This is a genomic window from Paenibacillus algorifonticola (genome assembly GCF_050481745.1).
GTDB lineage: Bacteria > Bacillota > Bacilli > Paenibacillales > Paenibacillaceae > Pristimantibacillus > Pristimantibacillus algorifonticola_A.
In genome coordinates, this window is record NZ_JBCNGR010000036.1 from 256,815 (window position 1) to 275,041 (window position 18,227).

General features: G+C 51.4%; 13 protein-coding genes. 10 read left to right on the forward strand and 3 right to left on the reverse strand.

The window, feature by feature from the left end:
• Positions 1-159: 159 nt before the first annotated feature.
• From ABEW34_RS26370 to ABEW34_RS26405, 8 genes are all read left to right on the forward strand, one after another.
• Positions 160-1,119 carry an ABC transporter permease gene (locus ABEW34_RS26370; RefSeq protein ID WP_430162996.1) on the forward strand — a complete coding sequence of 320 codons (960 nt, stop codon included), beginning with the start codon at positions 160-162 and terminating at the stop codon, positions 1,117-1,119.
• A gap of 24 nt (positions 1,120-1,143) precedes the next feature.
• Entirely contained in the window at positions 1,144-2,028 is an 885-nt protein-coding gene (locus ABEW34_RS26375; RefSeq protein WP_056042092.1) for a carbohydrate ABC transporter permease, read from the forward strand.
• A gap of 122 nt (positions 2,029-2,150) precedes the next feature.
• A complete protein-coding gene (locus ABEW34_RS26380) occupies positions 2,151-3,743 on the forward strand; it encodes an extracellular solute-binding protein (protein ID WP_430163000.1) in 1,593 nt (530 codons plus the stop codon).
• Positions 3,744-4,069: 326 nt separating this feature from the next.
• Positions 4,070-6,421 (forward strand): AraC family transcriptional regulator, encoded by a 2,352-nt coding sequence (locus ABEW34_RS26385; RefSeq protein ID WP_430163002.1) that lies wholly within the window; start codon positions 4,070-4,072, stop codon positions 6,419-6,421.
• Between the two features lie 297 nt (positions 6,422-6,718).
• Positions 6,719-9,484 carry a hypothetical protein gene (locus tag ABEW34_RS26390; protein ID WP_430163005.1) on the forward strand — a complete coding sequence of 922 codons (2,766 nt, stop codon included), beginning with the start codon at positions 6,719-6,721 and terminating at the stop codon, positions 9,482-9,484.
• Complete coding sequence (locus ABEW34_RS26395) at positions 9,481-10,155, forward strand: DUF1961 family protein (protein WP_430163008.1); 675 nt, start codon at positions 9,481-9,483, stop codon at positions 10,153-10,155. The genes ABEW34_RS26390 and ABEW34_RS26395 overlap by 4 nt, the downstream gene beginning before the upstream one ends.
• Positions 10,156-10,157: 2 nt before the next feature.
• Positions 10,158-10,973, forward strand: a complete 816-nt coding sequence (locus ABEW34_RS26400) for a polysaccharide deacetylase family protein (RefSeq protein WP_430163011.1) — start codon at positions 10,158-10,160, stop codon at positions 10,971-10,973.
• Between the two features lie 5 nt (positions 10,974-10,978).
• Positions 10,979-12,253, forward strand: coding sequence for a hypothetical protein (locus ABEW34_RS26405; protein ID WP_430163013.1), 1,275 nt, complete (start codon positions 10,979-10,981; stop codon positions 12,251-12,253).
• Positions 12,254-12,417: 164 nt separating this feature from the next.
• Here the strand turns inward: ABEW34_RS26405 and ABEW34_RS26410 are convergent, their stop codons facing one another.
• A complete protein-coding gene (locus ABEW34_RS26410) occupies positions 12,418-13,011 on the reverse strand; it encodes a YdeI/OmpD-associated family protein (RefSeq protein ID WP_430163016.1) in 594 nt (197 codons plus the stop codon).
• A gap of 170 nt (positions 13,012-13,181) precedes the next feature.
• Positions 13,182-14,351 carry a GGDEF domain-containing protein gene (locus ABEW34_RS26415; protein WP_430163018.1) on the reverse strand — a complete coding sequence of 390 codons (1,170 nt, stop codon included), beginning with the start codon at positions 14,349-14,351 and terminating at the stop codon, positions 13,182-13,184.
• 227 nt (positions 14,352-14,578) lie between these two features.
• Between ABEW34_RS26415 and ABEW34_RS26420 the strand changes: the two genes are divergently transcribed.
• Positions 14,579-15,712, forward strand: a complete 1,134-nt coding sequence (locus ABEW34_RS26420) for a glycosyltransferase family 4 protein (protein ID WP_430163021.1) — start codon at positions 14,579-14,581, stop codon at positions 15,710-15,712.
• A 56-nt stretch (positions 15,713-15,768) separates the two neighbouring features.
• On the opposite strand, the gene ABEW34_RS26425 is transcribed toward ABEW34_RS26420, so the two are convergent.
• The gene (locus tag ABEW34_RS26425; RefSeq protein WP_430163219.1) at positions 15,769-16,812 is read right to left on the reverse strand and encodes a YkvI family membrane protein; all 1,044 of its coding nucleotides are present in this window, start codon (positions 16,810-16,812) and stop codon (positions 15,769-15,771) included.
• Between the two features lie 123 nt (positions 16,813-16,935).
• On the opposite strand from ABEW34_RS26425, the gene ABEW34_RS26430 reads away from it, so the two are divergent.
• Positions 16,936-18,225 carry an ArsB/NhaD family transporter gene (locus tag ABEW34_RS26430; protein ID WP_430163024.1) on the forward strand — a complete coding sequence of 430 codons (1,290 nt, stop codon included), beginning with the start codon at positions 16,936-16,938 and terminating at the stop codon, positions 18,223-18,225.
• Positions 18,226-18,227 lie beyond the last annotated feature (2 nt).

The following is an 18,227-nucleotide window of genomic DNA, read 5'->3' on the forward strand; positions in this document are numbered from 1 at the left end:
CAGCGCGGTTCAAGAATGTCTAATTGCGGGAAAATGCGAGCAGACCGCATACTAAGGCTACACCGCAAATGAGTGAGGCCGAGTGAGATTAGTGTGAGAAGTGAGGCTAACGTCGCGGTAGGACAAAAGTAAACGAATGAAAGCTGGAGGTGAGCGAGGATGAAACAAATAGCGGTTATGCCGGAAGCTGGCAAGCAGCCGTCCCGAGACTATCGTCCAAGCGTGCTGGGGCGGCTTAAGAAAGACAAATGGCTGTACATATTGCTGCTGCCAGGCTTGCTTTATTTTATCGTATTTAAATATGTGCCCATGTGGGGCGTACTGCTGGCATTCAAAAATTTCCAGCCGTTTACCGGATTTTTGAAAAGCGAGTGGGTGGGAGTGGAGCATTTTCAGCTGTTTTTTGCCAATCCCGAGTTTTTTATGCTGCTGCGCAACACGCTGCTGCTTTCCTTATACAATTTAGTATTTTTCTTCCCGGCACCAATCGTGCTGGCGATATTGATGAATGAAATACGCTTCGCGCTCTTCAAACGCACGGTGCAGACGATGATTTATGTACCGCATTTCATCTCCATGGTTATTGTGGCGAGTATGACGTATGTATTTTTGACGACGGCCGGGGGCCCTGTCAACGAAGTGCTGGAGCAGTATACCGGGCACAAAATCGAATTTCTCGCCACACCTGAATGGTTCAAGCCGCTGATCATTATGCAAACCATTTGGAAGGAATGCGGCTGGGGAACGATTATTTTTCTCGCTGCGCTTGCAGGCGTAGATATGGAACAATACGAGGCCGCCACGATGGATGGTGCGAATCGCTGGCGTCAAATTTGGCATATTACGCTGCCGGCAGTACGCAGCACGATCGTGATTTTGCTTATTTTACGAATGGGCAACATTCTCGAAAATGGCTTTGAACAAATTTATCTCATGCTGAACCCGCTCAACAGGCAAGCGGCAGAAGTGTTCGATACGTATGTTTACATGATGGGAATCACTCAAGGCGCATTCAGCTACAGTACCGCAGTTGGTCTGTTCAAATCGCTCATCGGCGTCGTGCTTGTCGTCGGGGCGAACTATTTGGCGAAGCGCTTTGGACAGTCGGGGCTGTACTAGCTAGGAAGAAGGAGGCTTGAAAAAATGGCTAAGCATTACAATACGGTATCCAGCCGAGTGTTTGATACCGCGAATTATATCGTGCTCAGCGTCTGTGCACTGGCGGCGGTGCTGCCGTTTATTTTCGTCATATCGGGCTCGTTCGCAACGGATGCGGAGCTGACCCAGCGTACGGTGTTTCTCATACCGAGGACGTTTTCGCTGGCGGCCTATGAATTTATTTTTTCAACGAATACGATTATGAAAAGCATTGGCGTTTCCCTGTTTATTGCCTCATTCGGAACGCTGGTCAACCTGTTTTTCACAGTTACGATGGCTTACCCGCTGGCAAGACGCAATTTGATGGGCCGCAATGTCGTGCTGAATCTCGTCATTTTCTCGATGTTGTTCAGCGGTGGCATGATTCCGACGTATTTGGTCATTCGCGAGCTGGGGATGCTCGATTCCTATTGGGCACTTATTATACCGGGGGCGATTAGCGCCTTCAACCTGATCATTATTAAAAACTTTTTCCAGGAGCTGCCGCCTGGGCTGGAGGAAGCGGCCCGCATTGACGGCTGTACGGAGCTGGGGCTGTTGTGGCGTATCGTTTTGCCGCTGTCAAAGCCAGTGCTTGCGACCTTCACGCTGTTTTATGCGGTAGGGCATTGGAATGATTTTTTCGCGGCGCTGCTGTATATAAATGATCCACAAAAATGGCCGCTTCAAGTGCTGCTGCGTCAAATTGTTCTGCTGTCACAGGCAGCGGCAGGCGACGTTAATGCGATGGACCCGTCCTTCGTCAAGCCGCCGGACCAATCGATCAAGATGGCAGTTATCGTCGTCGGCACCGTGCCGATTTTGCTCGTCTATCCGTTTTTGCAAAAGCATTTTGCCAAGGGCGTGCTCATTGGCTCAATCAAAGGGTAATGGCGAATGCACGGCTTAGGGCCGTCTCCATGAGGCAACACAAACAAGCCGATTTAGCGTGCAAGTAGCTGGCGGTTTGGTATTTTACCATATATGATAAATGATTAAGGGAGGCGTCAGCGATGAGAAAGAAAGAAGGAAAGAGAAAGCGTTTGCTGCCTATGCTGCTCGTTGGTTCAATGGCGGGAGCCGTAATTGCAGGCTGCTCGCAGCAGGGAGGAAATGCGGAAGGCAGTACGGGAGGTTCGCCTGCTGCACCAGGTACAGCAGGGGAAAGTCCGGCAGCAGAGAAGGCGCTGCAGCTCAATATTATGCTGCCGATTTTTAAGACGAATTTCCCGAAGGATGACAGTCCGGTAGCAGCAGAGATCGAGAAGCGGACGAATACCGACATTCATTTTGAGTGGGTGCCGAATGCCTCCTACACGGATAAATTTAATATTACGCTCGCTTCGGGCAAGCTGCCGGATATTATGTATGTGCCGGATGTGAAGTCGCCGAGCTTCGTTAATGCCGCGAAATCCGGCGCGTTTTGGGAAATCGGGCCTTATTTGAAGGATTACAAAAATTTGAGCCAGGCGAACCCGGTCATTTTAAACAACTCCTCGGTTGATGGGAAAAATTACGGTCTGTACCGCGGCCGCGCCCTTGGTCGCAATGGGGTATTTTACCGCAAGGATTGGCTCGATGCTGTCGGCCTTCAAACGCCGCAAACGATTGATGATTTTTACAATATGCTGAAGGCGTTCAAGGAGAAGGACCCGGACAAAAACGGCAAGGACGATACGTACGGCATGGTCATGGTCAAGTGGACGGGCCAGTGGGCGAGCGGCTTCGATACGATCAAGCTGTGGTTTGGGTCACCGAACAAATGGGGAGAGCGGGACGGCAAGCTCGTTGTCGATTATGAAACGCCCGAGTATTTGGAAGCGCTTAAATTCATGAAAAAGCTGTACGATGAAAAGCTGATTAATCAGGATTTTGCCATTATGGATTCGGCGAAATGGAATGATCCGCTTGTTAATAATCAGGCTGGCGTCATAGTGGACGTCGTGGACGGCGCGGCGCGGGCCGATGATAAAATTCATGCTGCGCTTGCGGCAGCGGGCAAAGACCAGCCGGATGTGCATTATATGGATGTATTTGGCGGGGTGAAAGGAACGGATGGACAGGTTCATACGCTGCCAACGTCCGGCTTTGCCGGCTTGCTGGCCTTCCCTAAATCTTCCGTTAAAACCGAGGAGGAGCTGAAGCAAATCCTCAAGTTTATGGATCAACTGAGCGAACCCGAAATGCAGACGCTGCTAGGGTATGGCATTGAAAACAAGCATCATACGATCGTGGATGGTGCGCTTGAGCCGAGCAAGGATGCAGCGCTGCTGGAATCCGAGGTCGAGGGGCTCAATCAGATGCTCAGCTTTATTCCAGAGGACAAGTCGACGAAAGTGAAGCAGACGCCGCTGCGCATTAAGCAGACCGAGGTGCAGAAGGAAAATGAACAGCTTATCGTGACGAATCCGGCAGAGCCTTTCATCTCGGACGTTTATACGCAAAAAGGCGCACAGCTGGACAATATCATGAATGATGCCCGGATCAAATTTATCGTCGGTCAAATCGACGAGGCTGGTTTTAAAGACGCGATCCAGCTGTGGAAAACGAGTGGCGGCGATGATCTGAGCAAGGAAATGAACGAGCTGTATGCAGCAAGTAAATAAGAGCTTTTGTGAAATATAAGCATGTATAGGTTACAGCCGTATAACGGGTTTATATTTCACCCTCGAAACGCTAGCTTTGCCGCCAGAGTACAGCGACAGCCGTTTACGCTTGCCTGACAAGGCTAATGTCCGATAAGGGCAGGGCGATAGGCAGAGGAACCGCATATAGCAGCGGTCTTCTGTCTATTCCTGTTCGGATTGGTTCCAATATATGTGATAAATAAATAAAATGAAGCGTGATTGGCAGGAAATTTAGCCTGCTTAGCGAATGCGTTTACAAAGGAGATTCGTTGCAATCGCCTAATTTACAGCTAGTGGGTGAGCTCATGATCAAAAGAATGAAAGCCAGGCTTATGCCGGGGGCGGGGAAGGCAGCGGGTCCGAAAGGAAGATTTTATCGCAAAAATCTTATCCTGCTGCTCGTCGTTTGCAGCATTCCGGGACTGATTACCGGGGCGCTCGTTTATTTTTTGGCTGGGGGCATACTGGAGGACCGCTTGCTGGAGCAGCATAATGAGCAAATTGAGCAGCGGGCACAGAGCATCGACGAGCAGCTGACGAATTTGGAGCTGATGCTGTCGCACTGGGCATTCGATTCCAAGTTCGATTATACGCTCGGCAATCGGGACTATGTGCAGCAATTCGAGAAGGCGCGTGACATTACGAAGACGCTGCTGGTCATGCAAGGCTCCAATACGATGAACAAGCAGGTCGGGCTGTATCTTGGCGGGGATCAGCATGTGCTGTTCGGGCCGGAATATGGCGTGCTGCAAGGAGATGGGCAGGCAGAAGCCTATGAAGGGCTGCTCCGATCGGATAAAGTAGCTTACTGGACGCAGGTTGCCTTTGACGCGAGCCGTCCATCCGATAAGGAGCTGACACTTGTGCATTACGTTCCTGGAGGCAGCCTGCACCCTTTCGGAGCGCTGCTTATTAGGCTGGATAACGACAAGGTTAGCGAGATGCTGCGGACGATGACGCCCGGTGAAGGCGGAGAAACGTATTTGATGCAGGATAATGGGGAGCTGTACGCATCCACGAGCGGGAATGATAGGAATTCTAAATTTGTAAGCGCTTTAAATGAGGCGGTTGCTGCTGAGAGCTCGCATAAAGGTTCATTTTTGTTTCGGTTCAGCGAGAGCGGCATAACGTATGCGGTTTCCTATGGCAAGCTGTCCCGAATTGCACACAATTGGACTTATGTATCTGCTTCGCCGATTACGGGCATTACCGAGCCGGTTATGGTCGTCTCGAAAAGCATTGTAGCGGTCAGCCTTGGCGCACTGCTGCTTGCGGCCATTCTAGCGTGGCTTGCCTCGCGCAGCATATATTCCCCAGTCAATCGCCTGATGACGGTACTACGGGAGCGAAGCGCACCAGCAGGCAAGCCGGAATGCGAGTTTACGTGGATCGAGCGGCAGTGGCAGCATTTGCACCGGGAAAGCGAGGAGCTGCATGCGAAGCTTTCGGAGCAGCTGCCTCATGTGAAGGAAAGCTTTCTGCATCAGCTGCTGCAAGGCTATTTAGCCGATTACTCCGAGGGGGAGCTGCTTCGCCGAATGGAGCGTTACAAATGGCAGATAGAGCCGGGCACACATTATATGGTGCTGTATATGAAGCTGACCGGCATCGCTAATTTGGAGGGCAAATTCAAATACGGCGATGAGGGGCTGGCGACGTTTGCGGCGGTCAATATGATGGAGGAGCTGGCGGCAACCTATTTTGAGCAGAGCAATACGATCAACTTTCATAATTTAGCAGCGGGCTTGCTCATTATTGTGCCGGAAGGGCGCTCATATCGCGAGGAGCTGCATGCATTCAGCGAAGCGGCGATGCAGGCGTTCAATCAAATTCTGAATATGCAGGCGACGATTGCGATCAGTCCGGATACAGCGAGCATAACAGAGATTCCGCATTTGTTCGAAGAAACGAAGCATGCAGTCAGCTTCCGCCGCTACGATCAGGAAAATCAAATTATTGATATGGAGCAGCTGGAGGAGCAGGGCAGCGCAGCGTCGGAGCCCGCATATCCGTTTACACTGGAGCGGGAGTTTATACAGGCGCTCCGCACGGGGCGTGAAGCGGAGGCTTACGAGCTGCTGGAGCAGTTTCTGCAAGCGTTGTCCAGCGCCGAGGCGAAGGAAATGGATGTGCAGCAGGGCATGCTGCATTTGCTCGGCGCCGTCCAGCATGCGATTATGGTGTCGGGTATCGCCCCGAACCGCTTGTTCAAGGGGGCGAACCGCTACGAGCAGCTGTCGCAAATTCGCGAGCCGGAGCTGCTTTTGGACTGGTTTCGCGGCATGATTGCCGCTCCGTTTCTTAAGGAGCTGGGCGAGCGGACGAATGCTGGGGTGAAGCGGCAGATCGAGCATGCGATGCTGTATTTGCAGCAGCATTATATGAGCGATATATCGCTCGACAGCTGCGCCGAGCATATCGGCATGAATCCTTTTTTCCTGAGCAAGTCGTTTAAACAGGTGACGGGAAAAAATTTCATCGATTATTTGACTGGGCTGCGCATGGACAAAGCGAAGGAGCTGCTGCGCGAGTCCGTGCTGAAAATTAATGACGTCGCTGAGCGCGTCGGCTATCAGCACAGCTATTTCAATCGCATCTTCAAAAAGCTGGAGGGCATGACGCCAAGCCGCTATCGCGAGCTGAGCCAAGCGGAGTAGTCAGGTAGGAGCTCTGCAAGAAAAGCAGCAAGAGAAGTAGCAAGAGAATTAGCAAGAAAAGTAGCTGGGTAGCAGCCGTAATGCTGGAACGGGCATCAACGGCTGCCTATTGCTAAAGCAATAAAGTTCAAGCCTTTGCAAGAAAGTGCAAGCCTTGAAAGGGCCGCTTTTGATACCTGATCTGGGTCGCTTAAGTGGCGTTTACTGCAAAAGGATCTGGGAGCAAAAAAGTGTCATTGCCCGCAAACTATCATCCTTCTAGTATAGAAAGCAGCTTAGAAGAAAGAGGTGCTGGCAATGAGTGTCAAGCTAAAATGGCTAGGTAAACAGGCGGCTGCGCCTGTTGGTTTAACATGGGGTGTTCCTTGGAAGGAAGGCGAATTGCTGCGTGGCGATTCACTTGTTCTGCATAGCGAGGCAGTAGGGGGGGGAAATATGGAAAACGTTTCCGCGCTGCCGATGCAAAGCTGGGCTACCGCCTTTTGGCCGGATGGCAGCATCAAATGGTCCGCCCATGCGGCGGTCAGCTTCGGCGCGGAAGGCAGCTTTCAGCTGACAAAGCAGGCAGCGGCAGCGAGGAAGGAGCTTGATAGGGCTGCTAATGCGGCTGTGGAAGAGGAGCAGCCTGTCCTTAAAATCGTGACAACCGATGAGTCGATCATCGTAGATACAGGTGTTATCGTTTGTACGTTCGCGCGAAGCGGCAGGGGAGTCATCCGCAGCATTAAGCGCGGGGAGCAGGAGCTGTGCAGCGGCGGCGATCTGGTGTGCTTGAAGGAAAGCCGCAACCAGCTGCACGGCGCTTTAACGCTGCGCGAGGAGCCGTTTTACGGCTTTGTTCATACGGCGGCTGTCGAGCAGGATGGCCCGGTCAGGGCGGTCATTAAGCTGACGGGCAAGCATCGCGCGAGCTACAATTTAAGCCAAACGGCTGACCCGAACAAGCCCAATCAGCAAAACGTAGTCAGAGTCAGTCCAAGCAGAGAATGGATACCGTTTACGCTGCGCTTTTATTTGTATGCGGGGCTGGATGCTGTTCGCCTCGTCCACACGTTTTTCTATGACGGCAATCCGCATGCGGACTACATAAAAGGGCTGGGGCTGTCGCTTGCTGTACCGATGCAGGGGCCGCTTTACAATCGGCATGCCCGGTTGGCGGGCAATGCCGGCGGTTTTTTGCGGGAATCGCCGAAATCGCTGCATACGCGGCGGACGAAAGGCAAATACCGCGAGCTGTTTGAACGACAAGCAGCGGGGGAAGCCGTTGCTTTTGATGCGGACGAGGATGCTTATTTTCTCGGGCTGCTGGAAAATTCAGCGGTCTGGGATGATTTCAAGCTGGTGCAGCATTCAGCGGATCACTATGTGGCGACGAAGCGTACAAAGGCGGAGTGCAGCTGGCTGAAGGCAGGTGAGGGGAGCCGTGCGGAAGGGCTTGCCTATATCGGAAGCGAGGGCGGCGGCCTAGCTGCAGGTATGCGGAATTTTTGGAAAAAGCATCCGGCCTCGCTGGAGCTTCGTCATACAGCTTCGTCTTCGGCCAAGCTGTATGTGTGGTTCTGGTCGCCGGATGCGCCGGCGATGGATTTGCGGCATTACGATACCCAAACGTATGTGGAGTCGGCTTATGAGGGCTCGGAGGAGCTGCGGGCAACGCCGTACGGCATTGCCAATACGAGCGAGCTGATGCTTTGGTGCACAGCGGCAACGCCGGATGAAGAGAAGCTGGCCCATATGCTGGCGGAAATTCAGTCGCCCTCCCAGCTTGTATGCGAGCCGGAGCATTTGTATGAGGCACGCGCCTTCGGCATTTGGAGCTTGCCGGATCGCAGCACCGCTGCAAAGGAGCAGCTAGAGGAGCGGCTGGATGGCATTGTCGCCTTTTATCAGGCTGAGGTGGAGCAGCGCCGTTGGTACGGCTTTTGGGATTTTGGCGATTTCATGCACAGCTATGATCCGGTCCGTCATGTGTGGAACTATGATCTTGGCGGCTGTGCTTGGCAAAATTCAGAGCTGGTGCCGAATATGTGGCTGTGGCTTATGTTCATGCGCAGCGGGCGCGAGGATATTTTCCGTTTGGCTGAGGCGATGACGCGGCATACGAGCGAGGTGGATGTGTATCATTTTGGCGAATATGCCGGGCTTGGCTCGCGGCATAACGTGGTCCATTGGGGCTGCGGCTGCAAGGAGGCGCGCATTGCGATGGCAGGGCTGCACCGCTATTACTATTATTTGACCGCCGATGAGCGCATTGGCGATATGCTTGATGAGGTGAAGGATGCCGATTTCAGCACGGTGGTGCTGGACCCGATGCGCGCTTATTTTCCGAAAGATGAGCATCCGGCCCATATTCGTGTCGGGCCGGATTGGGCCGCGTTCAGCTCAAATTGGATGACGCGCTGGGAGCGCTTCGAGGATACGGTGTACCGGGATAAAATAGTCACTGGCATTAACAGCGTCAAGCAGGCGAAATACCGGCTCATCTCCGGGCCGACATATGGCTATGACCCGACGACCAATGTGCTTACGCCGTTTGGCGAGGACAATTATGGCCGCCATTTGGCCATATGCATGGGTGCGCCGCAGGTGTGGTTTGAGCTGGCCATGATGCTGAAGGACCCGGAATGGGAAGATATGATGGGGGAATTAGGCGTTTATTACAACTGGACGCAGGAGCAAAAGGATGAGCTGACGGGCGGGGAAATCAGCGACAGCCGTTTTGAGCATCCGGTTCTCAGCATTGCCATTACCGCCTACGGCGCTTTCCGCCGCCAAGATGCGGCAACGGCGGCCTTTGCCTGGAAGACGCTGCTGGGCAATGCTTTTGCCCGCACGGACTTGCTGGGCGAGGCTGCCTTAGTTCAAAACCTCCGCAGCATGAAGGAAATCGATTGGATCAATACGAATGAGGCGTCGCAGTGGTCGCTGAATACGATCATTAGCCTGGAGCTGATCCCAGAGGCGCTGCCTGCTATGGAGTTGGCACCTTCAGGAACAGGCGGCGATGGCCAGACCGATCGGATCGGCGAAGCGCAGGGGCAGCAGGAGCTGAGCGGGCGATGATTCCAGCGCACTGGAAGCTGATCTATGACAATCCGCTGCGCTGCGCAGAGGATATGAACGGTTTCCGCGCGGAAGGGGATGCTGTTCTCTCCTTTCCGCAGCAGCGGCTGCGTCTAGCCAGTGCCCGGGATGAGGCAGAAGGCCAGCAGGCGAACTTTGTATTATGGTGCCCGCATCATTTTCCGGCGGATGTGGCGATTACTTGGGATTTTCGCCCGATAGCGGAGCCGGGGCTGGCGATTTTGTTTTTTGCGGCGGCGGGGCGCAGCGGGGAGGATTTGTTCGATTGTGCGCTTGCTAAGCGAAACGGCCCCTATGAGCAATATCATCACGGCGATATAAATGCGCTGCATTTAGCTTATTTTCGCAGACGCTGGCCGGAGGAACGGCAGTTCCATACTTGCAATTTGCGCAAAAGCTATGGCTTTCACCTCGTGGCGCAAGGCGCCGATCCACTGCCGGGGACGGCAGACTGCGCTGAAAGCTATCGCATGCTGCTTGTGAAGCAGGGCGGCAGCATTTATTTTTCCATTAATGAGCTGCCTATTCTGGCATGGAAGGATGACGGCGAAGCTTATGGCCCGCTGCTCGGGACTGGCAAAATCGGATTTCGGCAGATGGCGCCGCTCGTGGCGGAATACGCCAATTTGAAAGTATATGGGGAGGAATAACGATGACGTCTATACTGCTTTGTTTTCCACAGGGCAAGCATAAAGCATTGACAATGAGCTATGACGATGGCGTGAGCGCAGATAAGCGCCTCGTCAATATTTTTAACCAGCATGGCATTAAAGGCACGTTTCATATCAATGGCGGGCTGTTCGGCACGGGGCGCAGGCTGACGGAGCAGGAGGCTGTGAAGCTTTACGACGGGCACGAGGTTTCCGCTCATACGCTGACGCATCCGACGATTGCCCGGTGCCCGGCTGAGCAGATTGTGCATGAGGTGATGGAGGATCGCAAACGGCTGGAGCAATTGTTCGGGTATGCCGTTAGAGGGATGTCTTATCCGAATGGTTCGTTCAGTCCAGCGATTAAGACGATGCTGCCCTCGCTCGGCATTGAATATGCGCGGGTTGTACAGACGACAGGAGGCTTTGGCCTGCCTGACGATTGGCATGAATGGAAGGCGACCTGCCACCATAATGATCGTCTGATGGAGCATGCGGAGACGTTTGCGGGGCTGGACAAAACGCAATATTTGTATCTTATGTACGTATGGGGTCACAGCTACGAGTTTGATGATCGAGGCAATTGGGAGCTGATGGAGCAGTTTTGCCAGTACATCGGAGGCCGGGACGATATTTGGTATGCAACGAATAAACAGATTGTCGATTATATAAAAGCGTATGAGCGGCTGCAATTTTCAGCTGCTTTAACGTTTGTGGAAAATCCGAATGCGCAAAGTGTCTGGCTTAGCGTAGACGGCGTGAAGCTCGAAGTTGCAGGCGGCAGCCGCACATCCCTTATAGGCAGCAAGGAGGAATAACGATAATGTCAGGAACGGAATCGGTATATACGCTCGGAAGCATCGACATTAGGGAGGCAGGGCCGCGCTGTAAAATGCTGATCGGCGATTTGGATGGTGATGGCCGCATGGAGCTGCTGCTCGTGCAGCCGGACAATCGGCAGGATGTTCGCCACATTCCCCATCAGGTGCAGTGCTTGACCGCCTATGATTTGCAGGGCAAGCTGCTGTGGCAGCATGGCAAGCCAGATCCAGAGGCAGGCAAACAGGGCTCGGATTATCCCGTACAAATTTATGATTTGGATGGGGACGGGAGGCTGGAGGTGCTATGCATTATGGAGGACCGTTTTTTGCTGCTGGATGGCGCGAGTGGAACGGTTAAGGAAAGCTATGACCTGCCGGATCCGCATGCCCATGACTGCATCATCATTGCGAACTTATCAGGCGGCGAGCACGCCTCTGACATTATTTTGAAAGACCGCTATCATAAGCTATGGGCGCTTAATCGGCATTTTGAGCTGTTATGGACGCATGAGGGCAACCCGGGACATTATCCATGGGTGTACGATTTGGACGGCGATGGCAAGGATGAGGTAATGGCGGGCTATGATTTGCTGGATGCGGCGGGCAAGCTCCGCTGGAGCTGCGCGGATCTGGATGACCATGCCGACTGCATCTGGGTCGGCGATGTGAATGGCGACGGTGAGCCGGAGCTCGTGATTGGCGGCAGCGTTACGGTCATGTACAGTAGCAGCGGCGAGGAGTTATGGCGTTATGAAGGCTCCATTGAATCGCAGCACATCGCACTGGGACGATTTCGCAGCGATTCGCCAGGTCTGCAAGTGGCCGGTCTCGACCGGCTTGTGCGCGAGGATGACGGCAAAGGCCTGAAAGGGAAAGACGCGCTGTTCTTGCTTGATGCCAAAGGACAAGAGCTGTGGAAGGAGGATCGCAGTACGGATGGCTGGCTGACGATCATTGAGACAGTGAGCGGCTGGCGCGAGCAAGCGCCGGACTATATTCTTGGCTACCGCCGTGGTGGCGGCGTATTCCCTGCCCTGTATGACGGTTATGGAGCTGTCGTTGCAGAGTTTCCTATGGAAGGCTACGCGGTGCACGCGGATTTGCTAGGAAGCGGGACGGAGCAGGTGGTTATTTATAACGATGAGCTGGCGACGATCTATGCAAGCAAGCTGAAGGAGCTTGACCCGGCACCGAGACAAGGCGGAGCGCTTGCACAGCCTAAACGGCTGTATAGCTCGACGCTGTATCCCGGCGGAGAGGTTGCTATTCAATCATAGCCATTATTCCTTTTCTTTGATTCACACTTCACTCAAGATTTTACTGCACCTTAAGAGAGAAGGAGCTTCTACTACTTAGAAGTTCCTTCTTTTTAATAGGTTTCTAGCGGCGTATTGTTGTGCTGTACACGATAACGATTGTTTTCGTGAAGGCTGTTTATTTTTTAATCCTTTAATCCTTTACCATTCAAAATTTGCTGCATATATTTTTCAACCCGTGACTGCCGCGTTTTGGATTGCTTAGGTTCAGAAAAATAAAAAATGTACGCTCTTTGCCGCCCGGGCGTCAATGCTTCAAAAGCCGTCTTCAAGGCAGGAATTTCATCGAGCTTATTTTGAAGCTCTTCTGGAATGGCGTATTCTGAATTCTTTTTAAATGCCACTTCCAGACCGGCCTTTTCAACTTCAATAGCTTCAAAAATATAAGCCTTCAAAATGGTTTCCATTTCAACGATTTGTTGAACACTAGTGAACCGAATTTGGCGCGCCGCCTGTACATTTTCCGTTTGTTGAATTAGCATGCCGTGGGTATCCCGCAACAAGGCACCTTTGTGAAACAGTAGCGCACAATATTCTTTAAATCCGTGTATTAGAACGATGTTTTTATTATCTAGCGTGTAACAAGGATGCATCCACTTAAAATCTTCGGTTAGCTCACAGTCAAGAACGATCGCTCTCAGCTTCTCGTATTCTTCCTTCCACTTTTTGGATTTGCTTAAAAATGCATCAACCTTAGCATTCATTGCACTTTCTGTCATCAAGGCACACTCTTTTCTTCGCTTATTTCGTCTTTGCATCACATAGGTTCAATTGTAATGATTTTTTATGGATTGTACAGTTGCACACAAAAAGACGCATTAGCGAAAAGATTAACCTTTCGCTAAATGCGTCTATATTAATTACCGTTATGATCCAAAAGGGATGGCTGCTAAAGCGACTGCTTCATAGCCGCAGAGGCGGGAGCTAATGTGACGCGGTTTTTACCGCTTTTTTTGGAGGTATACATCGCTTCATCAGCGGCTTTCACCAGCTCCTGAATGTCGGCGTTCTTCTTCGCGATGCATACGCCGACGCTGATCGTGACAATCGTCTCCAGCTCAACGCGCTTGCGGATCGATTCAGCTACCCGCTCCGGCTTTACCTTTTCGAGGGTAATGCAGGCGAGCAGCTCTTCACCGCCATATCTGCCCGCCGTTCCAATTCCCGCCGATTCCTCTTTCAAAATTTCCGAAACCTGCTTCAGCACAATATCCGCCTTATGATGGCCCTGCGTATCATTAAGCTGCTTGAAGTTGTCAATGTCGCAGAAAATAACGGCCACGCCTTTGCCGCGCTTCATTAGCTGGGCCGCCTTCATATTGAAAGTACGGCGATTATACAGCCCCGTCAAACCATCGGTAATCGACGATTGATAGGTTGCAATAAGCCGCTCAATCACCCAATCAAACAACAGCAGAAACAGCTGGACAAAATAGACGACCGACAGCAAGTAGGTGAAAATCTGCATCCCTGACATCGTGCCGTGAAAAGCGTACGCATCAGCCAAATGAGCGAGCTCGTAGACGAAATAGGTGACGAGGCTGGCGAAATATTTCGTATTCATATCGATACCCTTCGTATCGAGCAAAATCAGAAAGGTAACGATTAGGGCGTAAAAATCAAGGCCGATAAAGTTGCCTGCTCTGCCCGAGGCGGCATCTGCCCCTGCGAAGGACATATATGTAATATGCAGCCCGGCGATCACAAAAGTGAGAACGAGCATGACAACAAAAGGCGTCACTTTCAGGCGGGTTCCCCGATGAGTATATAATTTCATGAAAACAAGGTTTATAATGATAAAAGAAATGATTTGCAATGTTGTAGCCAGCAGATGAATCCACGGCGGAATAGCGGTGCCTGCATAAGCAAGCATGGCCAGCAGCGCCTGTTGAATCATGAAGAAGGGCAGCGTTGCATTGAGCAGCCCATACGTTCGATTGTTCTTGTAGCTGGCGCTAAGGCGCACAGACATGAATAACATAAGAATAAGGATGAGAATCACGCATGAAGATGCGAGCAGTTGACCATTAGGTCCTGCTAACCAGGAAAGGATTGTCATTGTAAGACCACCATATGCTCAAAATATAAAAATTAAAAAAACAACTGCGATTGTCAACATTCGTCTTCTTTACAGAAACATACGTTCTACTATATCATGTTTGATGGCAGATGAACAACGCCAATATAAGTAGTATCGGCATCGTTGCCCAAAATGTGTAATCCGTTGCAAGCAATCGGGTATGGGTAATTGAGGCTTTGAGCGCAAATTTGGAGGAGATTGAAGTTATGAACATCTTACAAGCTTTATTTTTCCCGCCGGAGCAGCCGGGTGGTGTTTCTTCTATGATTCCCTATATTCAGGACCGCTTTCAGCAAATGGGATGGGAAATGGAGCTATTCTCGATTCCGAAGCGGGTAAGAGGCAAAGGGCAGGAGGAAGTGGTATTCGAAACTTTCGATTACCATGCTTTTGAAGGGGATCCGCTTGTCGATAAATATATTCAAACGTACCGCGATTACGTCTGGTGGACGAAGCTGCGGCTGAAGAAGTCCTATGATATTATTCATGCGCATCATCCGATTGCGGCGCTGGTTATGAAGCAGCTTTATCCAGACACGCCAGTCATGATGACGATTCACTCCAGCTATGAACGCGAGCTCATATTGAATGGCAAAATCGAAGAGAATGGCAAGGTGCATCAATTTTTGACTGCTATTTACGGTGAGCTGGAAGCGCGTGTTGATAAGCTGCTGACGGTGTCGGAATCATTTCGCACGTATATTTCTCCTTATGTGTTGGACGCAGCGGCGATTAAGGTCATTCCAAACGGATTTGATGAGAAGCGCTTTAAGCCGATTGCCCATGAGAATGAAGTTCCCCAGCTCATTACGGTATGCCGCCTTGTGCCGGCTAAAGGCATTGACATTCTTCTTCATGGCTGTGCGGAGCTAAAGCGCAGAGGACACCCATTCGTGCTGCATATTATTGGAGATGGGCCGATTCGCCTTGAGCTGGAGCAGCTAGCAGTCGAGCTGGATTTATATGACGATATTATTTTTTACGGTTACATGCTGCATCCCGAGGAATTTATGCCGTTTTTTGATATTTTCGTGCTGCCTTCGCGGGCGGAGGCATTCGGTTCCGTATTTGCCGAGGCCGCGCTCTGCTGGCTGGCGCTTGTCGGAACGAATGTGGGGGGCATTTCGGAGCAAATTGATGATGGCGTCAATGGATTGCTCGTACCGCCAGAGGACCCGATTGCCCTTGCTGAGGCGCTGGAGAAGCTGGTTACGGATTCCTCTTATCGATACAACTTGGCGCGTTCAGGCTGGGATAAAGCAAAGCAGGTTTATTCGCTGACCCGGGTTATTGCGCAGTTGAAAAAAGTGTACGTCAATACGCTGCGTCAAACGGAATGATCTAACGCTGCATGATCGAATGGGGCTGGAGCAGAAGGTGAAGGGCAGAAGCTGTCTTAAGCCTCGCTCCGGCCCATTCGCTTGCGGATAATTAAATAAAGCCAGCCGAGACTGATCAGCCCGAATATCGGGTAAAGAGTGGATAGAAGCGGCCCAAATCCGATCTGGCTTGCCATATAGCAGAACAGCAGGATAATCGTTGTGATGATCGAACGCGACCATTTTAGCCGCTCCTGCAGCTGAAGGGTAAGGCCGTAAATGTCGGCGATCAGGGTGGTGAAGATCTCGGCGAAAATCAGGAATACATAAATAAATTGCACGCCTTGCCCAAGCTGCTTGGCGATGCCTCCCATCGGAATGGCATATTGCTGAATGCCTGGCATATGTACCGACAAGGCAATATGGCCGGCAAGCAGCATGAAGCCAATGCCGAGACCGCCGAGCCAAGATCCGATGATGATCACTTTACGGTCCCTTATTTCTGCTCCGAGTGGGACAAGCACTGCCTGTGACATAGATAGGTTGAAGGCAGTATATAGGAAAGGCGCAGCCCAAGCTGCCCATATGGAATGATCGCTGGCAAGCGAGATGAAGCGCCCGGCGCCTGGCGTATTGAAGGTATCAATAATGATGAGTACGGTAAACAGCAGCATGACGGGAACGACGATGGCATTGACCATCAAAATGGATTTCATCCCTTTGCGCAGCAGGAAATAACAGCCGACAATCGTAATGAGCAGGCCAGTTTGATAGGAGATATTCCAGTTTTCATAAAAAATCGTTCCGGCTCCCGCAAGCATAACGGCGGTAACGCCGAGCAAAATAACAAACATAAAGTGGCTGATCCAACGGCCATATTTCTCGCCAAACAGCGCTTTATTCAGATCTTCATACGATTTGGCGCGAATATCGCTGGCAATCAGCATCATTTTCGTACCAAGCCATATGAAGAGGAAGGTCGCTAAAGCGATCGTCAGCGTCCCCCAATAGCCGAAACGGGTGAAAAATTGTAATATTTCCTGCCCTGTCGCAAACCCGGCTCCAACAACAGTACCCATATAGGTAGATGCTATTTGCAGCACCTTACCTGTTCGTTTCATTATCATGATTAGCCCTTCCCCCGTTTCCGAACTCTTCTGCACATGCTTTATAGAAGGTATGTCCAAAACGGGACGGGCATGACTGCAAGTTCATCTGAGCGAAGGCAGGTTGACACACAGGCTATGACTATGATTATTTCCATTATCGTATTTATTATCACATTGACGCTTATACTGGTGAAGCCAAAAGGGATGAATGAGGCTTTCATTGCGCTTGCCGGGGCCATTATTTTATTTGTTTTACAGCTGTTAAAGCTGGAGGATGTTGTTTACATATGGGGATTTGTGTGGAATGCGACGTTTTCTTTGATTGGCATTATGATCTTTACGTCTTTGCTGGATCAAAATGGCTTTTTCCGCTGGGCGGCGCTGCATATTGTGCATCGGTTTTTCCATCGGCCGCTTCTGCTGTTCACGATGCTGTCGCTGCTTGCTGCGGTGATTACGATTTTCTTCAACAACGATGGAACGATTTTGATAATGGTGCCGATAGTGCTCGAAGTAACAGCGCTGCTGAAGCTGTCCCGTAAAGGAAGGCTCGCCTACTTGCTCGGAATCGGGCTGATGGCAGATACAGCAAGCGCTCCTCTGATGATGAGCAACTTGACGAATATTTTGACGGCCGATTTTTTTCATATCCCTTTTGATCAATATGCCTCGCAAATGCTGCTCCCTGGACTTGCGGCAATTGGTGCCACCATTGCAGTTACGTTAACTTATTTCGGTCGGATCATTAAAAATGACAAGAGCAGGGGCGACATGCCAAAGGTATTTCCGCAGCCTGCGACCGTGCTGGGCCATGCTGCGCTGTTCCGGCTTTCCTGGGTCATTATCGTCATCATGATGGCCGGTTATTTGACATCTGAGCATTTCGGGCTTCCAGCTTGTGTGATTGCGCTTGGTTGTGCGGGGCTCCATTGGATGGCTTCGGCTATTTTTAAACAAGTGGATGCCAAACAGACGGTGCTGCGGGCACCGTGGCTCATCATCGTATTTGCGCTGGCGATGAATTTGGTTGTGTACAGTTTGCATGTGCATGGGGCTGTAGCGTGGTTTCCGAACTATATTGCTGCGGCTTCCAGCGGCTCGCCAATGGCCGGCATATTTGGTTCGGGACTGTTGTTTGCGCTGCTGGCGGCAGCTATTAACAACCTGCCCGCGGTTCTCATTTCGTCGCTTGCGATTACTCAGGTGAATGGGGCTGATTATTTACCTTACGCCAGCCTGCTTGGAACGGCGATCGGGGCGAAGCTCACGCCTATCGGTTCGCTTGCTACGCTGCTGTGGCTGCAACTGCTGAGTCAGGGCGGCGTAAAGGTTTCATGGCGGGAATATACGAAATATGGGCTGCTGTTTACGTTTCCGATTTTGCTCGTTGCTTTACTCGTGCTGTGGCTGACCGGGGATTATTAAAG

Excerpts from the sequence above, each read along its gene's own strand:
- ABEW34_RS26390 (WP_430163005.1), top strand. The coding sequence starts at position 6,719 with ATGAGTGTCAAGCTAAAATGGCTAGGTAAACAGGCGGCTGCGCCTGTT.
- ABEW34_RS26420 (WP_430163021.1), top strand. The coding sequence starts at position 14,579 with ATGAACATCTTACAAGCTTTATTTTTCCCGCCGGAGCAGCCGGGTGGT.
- ABEW34_RS26375 (WP_056042092.1), top strand. The coding sequence starts at position 1,144 with ATGGCTAAGCATTACAATACGGTATCCAGCCGAGTGTTTGATACCGCG.
- ABEW34_RS26380 (WP_430163000.1), top strand. The coding sequence starts at position 2,151 with ATGAGAAAGAAAGAAGGAAAGAGAAAGCGTTTGCTGCCTATGCTGCTC.
- ABEW34_RS26415 (WP_430163018.1), bottom strand. The coding sequence starts at position 14,351 with ATGACAATCCTTTCCTGGTTAGCAGGACCTAATGGTCAACTGCTCGCA.
- ABEW34_RS26405 (WP_430163013.1), top strand. The coding sequence starts at position 10,979 with ATGTCAGGAACGGAATCGGTATATACGCTCGGAAGCATCGACATTAGG.
- ABEW34_RS26430 (WP_430163024.1), top strand. The coding sequence starts at position 16,936 with ATGACTATGATTATTTCCATTATCGTATTTATTATCACATTGACGCTT.
- ABEW34_RS26425 (WP_430163219.1), bottom strand. The coding sequence starts at position 16,812 with ATGAAACGAACAGGTAAGGTGCTGCAAATAGCATCTACCTATATGGGT.
- ABEW34_RS26400 (WP_430163011.1), top strand. The coding sequence starts at position 10,158 with ATGACGTCTATACTGCTTTGTTTTCCACAGGGCAAGCATAAAGCATTG.
- ABEW34_RS26370 (WP_430162996.1), top strand. The coding sequence starts at position 160 with ATGAAACAAATAGCGGTTATGCCGGAAGCTGGCAAGCAGCCGTCCCGA.
- ABEW34_RS26385 (WP_430163002.1), top strand. The coding sequence starts at position 4,070 with ATGATCAAAAGAATGAAAGCCAGGCTTATGCCGGGGGCGGGGAAGGCA.
- ABEW34_RS26395 (WP_430163008.1), top strand. The coding sequence starts at position 9,481 with ATGATTCCAGCGCACTGGAAGCTGATCTATGACAATCCGCTGCGCTGC.
- ABEW34_RS26410 (WP_430163016.1), bottom strand. The coding sequence starts at position 13,011 with ATGACAGAAAGTGCAATGAATGCTAAGGTTGATGCATTTTTAAGCAAA.